The 3,836-nt window shown below is 67.0% G+C and carries 5 protein-coding genes and 1 pseudogene; 5 read left to right on the top strand and 1 reads right to left on the bottom strand.

Annotated features, from left to right (window positions below):
* Nucleotides 1-54: 54 nt before the first annotated feature.
* The 3 genes and pseudogenes from L0H79_RS22365 to L0H79_RS21355 all read left to right on the top strand — a co-directional run.
* Nucleotides 55-99: pseudogene (locus L0H79_RS22365) on the top strand (hypothetical protein); the annotation flags it as partial.
* A gap of 142 nt (nucleotides 100-241) precedes the next feature.
* Complete coding sequence (locus L0H79_RS21360; RefSeq protein WP_301486730.1) at nucleotides 242-442, top strand: hypothetical protein; 201 nt, start codon at nucleotides 242-244, stop codon at nucleotides 440-442.
* Nucleotides 443-462: 20 nt separating this feature from the next.
* Nucleotides 463-1,782, top strand: coding sequence for a DUF6884 domain-containing protein (locus tag L0H79_RS21355; protein WP_301486728.1), 1,320 nt, complete (start codon nucleotides 463-465; stop codon nucleotides 1,780-1,782).
* A gap of 39 nt (nucleotides 1,783-1,821) precedes the next feature.
* On the opposite strand, the gene L0H79_RS21350 is transcribed toward L0H79_RS21355, so the two are convergent.
* Nucleotides 1,822-2,823, bottom strand: a complete 1,002-nt coding sequence (locus L0H79_RS21350; RefSeq protein WP_301486726.1) for an HNH endonuclease — start codon at nucleotides 2,821-2,823, stop codon at nucleotides 1,822-1,824.
* Nucleotides 2,824-3,061: 238 nt separating this feature from the next.
* Between L0H79_RS21350 and L0H79_RS22360 the strand changes: the two genes are divergently transcribed.
* Entirely contained in the window at nucleotides 3,062-3,565 is a 504-nt protein-coding gene (locus L0H79_RS22360; protein ID WP_367652511.1) for a DNA/RNA helicase domain-containing protein, read from the top strand.
* A gap of 174 nt (nucleotides 3,566-3,739) precedes the next feature.
* Nucleotides 3,740-3,836, top strand: a 97-nt coding sequence (locus L0H79_RS21345) for a type II toxin-antitoxin system VapB family antitoxin (RefSeq protein ID WP_301486729.1), incomplete at its 3' end; no start/stop codon positions are given.

The raw sequence follows: 3,836 nt of genomic DNA, 5'->3' as shown, positions 1-3,836 counted from the left end.
ACCAAGCCGCCGCCGTCACCCGGCCGGGACGTCACTCCAGCGGAGCCGCACCCTATTGATCACCTGGCCATCACCCGATCGGGCATCTGGGTCATCGATGCGAAGCGCTACCAGGGCAGGCCGAGCCTCAAGATCGAGGGCGGGCTCCTGCGGCCGCGCGTCGAGAAGCTGCTCGTCGGGAGTCGCGACTGCACCAGGCTCGTCGGGGGAGTGCTGCGGCAGGTCGAGCTCGTCTCGAGAGGTGGCCGGCGACGTCCCGGCGACCGGCGTCCTGTGCTTCGTCGAGGCCGACTGGCCACTCGTCGGCGGAGCGTTCACGATCCAGGGCACCCACGTGGTCTGGCCCAAACGCCTCGCCAAGCTGCTCGCCGCCCAGCGGCAGGGTGGCCTCGACGTGGCAGCCCTGCGGGCGACGATCGCCGCGAGCTTCCCGGCGGCCTGAACCTGCGGGAGACTTGACACATGGCTGCCCACTGGCGGGCCCTGCACGACTACCTCGTCCAGCAGGACAGGCGGGTCACGCTGTCGTGGGAGCGGCTCGACGAGATCGTCGGTGGGGTACCGGCGTCCGCGACCAACCACCGGGCGTGGTGGTCCGGTGATCGTCCGCACGTCCGCGTATGGCGCACTGCCGGCTTCCACGTCGAGGACCTGCGACCCGGCCACAGCGTTACCTTCGTCCGTGACCACGCCCCGGACCAGGTGCCCGCACGGCCCACCCGCGTCAGACCTCAGTCCCACGCACCCACCCGAGCTGGTGACGCAGACGTCATCCTCGTGACGTGCGTCAAGACGAAGCGGCCGTCGCCGAGCGCGGCGAAGGACCTCTACGTCTCACCGCTCTTCCTCAAGGAGCGCGCCTATGCCGAGGCCAGCGGCAGGCCGTGGTTCATCCTCTCCGCCGAGCACGGTCTCGTGGCGCCCGACGAGTGGCTCGCGCCATACGAGCGCTACCTGCCGGACACGCCCCGCGAGTACCGCGACGTCTGGGGCCGCTGGGTCGCCGCACGGCTGCTCCTGCTCGTCGGGTCACTCAAGGGGAAGATCGTCGAGGTGCACGCCAGCGAGGAGTACATCCGAGCGATCGCGGAACCGCTGCTCGCTGCCGGTGCCGTCCTCGTGACACCGCTCGCCGGTCTGTCGTTGGGTCAGCGACAGCAGTGGTATGCCGCTCACCCCCTTCCATCGCAGCCCGCGGTTCCGGACGTCGCTGAGCCCGAGACGACGACCACAAACGAAGATCTGGTGGGGCCGTTCGTCGACTTCTTGGGCGACGCGAACCACGCCATGTCCATTCCGGATCTACTGGCGACCGAGCGAGTGCGGCTTCAACGTCCAGGTCTGTACAGCTGGTGGATCGACGAGGAGGGCTCCGCCCAGCTCGGCCATGCGCTCGGGTACCCACTGGATCCAGGCCTCATCTACGTCGGTCAGGCAGGGGCGTCTCGCATGCTCAGCGGCCGACGATCGAGCAACACGCTTTGGAGCCGGATCGCCGGCATGCACCTGGGCAGGAAGCAGGAGTTCTCAACGTTCCGAAGGACGCTCGCGGCGTTGCTGTTTCCCAGTGACAGCGAGGGTGCCATCGACGAGGATGCCCTTACCGAGTGGATGTCACGTCACCTGCAAGTCGTCACCGTTCCCGTTGCGAACCCTGACACACTCGGCCAGCTGGAGCATGACGTCCTCCAGCGCCTCGACCCGCCACTCAACCTCCAGGGCATGCCGCCGTCGACGGTGCGAGAGCGACTCAGCCAGTTGCGAAAGCGGTTCTCGTCGTAGCCATCCCGCGTCCTGCTCAGGTCAGGGCAAGCCTCATCCTCACGACGCCAGGAACACCGTGTCCATGTGCCACTGCACTGCTTCCCGGTTGGGCCGATCCACGTTCCGGTCAGGCACCGCGATCGGCTGCCCGGCCTTCGAGTAGAACTCCTCCCCGTTGCCGAACTCCGCCTGAAGCCGCTTGCTCACGTGCAGCCGGTGCCGCTCGTCGACGCCGAGGTACCCGGCGTCGAACAGGAGATGCACGTCGGATCGCAGCAGCAGTCCGTTGTCGACGCGATGCTGGCCTTCCGCCGCCACCGGCCGGATGTGCGCCGCTTCCAGCGTCGGAGTGATCCTGGCTCCCGTGATCGCGCACTGCCCGTGGTACGACGAGAGCACGAGGCTCTTGAAGCCCTTCTGTCCGAGCCGCGGCGCCATCAGGCGCGGCAGGCCCCGCGTCGGCCCTTCGATGTACGCCGCCACGTCGGCGTCAGGACGAAGGTCCGGCACCCGCGCGCCCACGAGCAGCTGCACGAACGCTGCCTCGAGGTACGACCAGTCCTCGTGCTGTGGGTCATATCCTCTGCCGCGCACGGCCGAGGCCTGATACGACGGCGGCACCGGCACCTCGAGCTCCTGCGGGACGAAGAACGAGTCCCGGATCAGGATGCACCCGATCTGCGGATCCGCCTCAGGCGGTTGCCCGTTGCGTGCCCGGTAGTGGTTGATCGAGCGCAGCATGTCATCTCGCGTCGCGCACCCGTTCGCCTCGCCATAAAACCGCCAGGCGTCGCTGACCCGCATCCTCACGTGGCCCTCGTACAAGCCGCCGCCGATGAGTCGCCCCCCTACCGCGGACTTGCTCCGGTACACGAACCGGTCGCCCACCTGGAGTGCCTTGAACGTCACCGCGCTGGGCAGCCAGAAGTTCACCTCGTCGAACTCCGGGTTCGCGCGCAGGAACGCCGCCCAGTCCGAATCGGTCGGGAAGACGTACGCCTTCATGGCGTCACTGCCCTTCGGGTGCGCGCGCGGCGCCTGCGTCCATGTGCACATCATGCGCGCACGTACCCTTTCGCGCATCCGGTTCCGTGTGCCGATGAGCTTGGTTCCAGTGTGACGCCGCCATCGCGCACGGGTCTCTTGCCAATCCCGCGCCACAAGAGGTGCCTGGCGTAGCCCCAGACGAGTCCGTCGCGATCGTCAGTGTGACACTTGCAAGGCCTCGTGGGATTCAGAGGATGCGGCAGGGTCGCAGTGTGCCTCCCGCGCACAACCTTCGGGATCCGTTGTCCATTTGAAGGCAACGCCCGATAGGCAGTACGCGGCCAACGTTGCGCTCTCCAACGAGCAGCTGCTGCGTGTCACGAACGCTTCAGATCAGCGCTTGTGCACGTCATCAACGCGTAAGGAGCTGCGGACGATTGGACGGCCTCAGGTGCACGAGCTCCTCTCTGCAGCAAGGGTTCCGGTGCTCCTGCTCGACCAGTACCAGGTCGTCCGGCCGGGGGAGCTGGGCCCGGTCGAGGAGATCGATCGTCGCTGCGCTCGGCCCGCGGGTCGAGCACATCAACTTGGCCGACCAGGTCCGGTGCGGTGGCTCCGAACTCTGTGTCGACTGGTCGTGCGCGCCTGCTCGTGCTTGCAGAGGGCGTGCCCATCGAGGGGAGGTGACGACGGATTCGACGTGGCGCTAGTCGATCAGGAAGTTGAGCCAGCTGATCAGATGGCGTACCGAGTCAATGTTCACTCCCGATCCATCTGCGTTGCCACGGAAGTGCATGACTTGGTTGCGCAGTGAAACTACGTCTGCGAGGAGTTTCCGGAACACGGCCGGTTCGACGGCGGACGCCCACTGGTCAAGACCGGGGACACGGACGCCGACCCACCCGATCGACGACTCGGCGCATACGATGGGCGCATCAAGTGGAGCATCAACTGGTGTTACTCTTGATGCACTCTCTCGGAGGTAGGCATGCGGACCACGGTTACGGTTGACGACGAGCTGATGGCGCGCGCGCAAGAGCTGACCGGGACGGTCGAGCGGTCCGCTCTGATCCGGCAGGCGCTCG

It is taken from the genome of Intrasporangium sp., from assembly GCF_030452765.1.
Taxonomy (GTDB): domain Bacteria; phylum Actinomycetota; class Actinomycetes; order Actinomycetales; family Dermatophilaceae; genus Intrasporangium_A.
This window is presented reverse-complemented; position numbering and strand designations above follow the sequence as displayed.

Excerpts from the sequence above, each read along its gene's own strand:
- L0H79_RS21355 (WP_301486728.1), top strand. The coding sequence starts at position 463 with ATGGCTGCCCACTGGCGGGCCCTGCACGACTACCTCGTCCAGCAGGAC.
- L0H79_RS21350 (WP_301486726.1), bottom strand. The coding sequence starts at position 2,823 with ATGATGTGCACATGGACGCAGGCGCCGCGCGCGCACCCGAAGGGCAGT.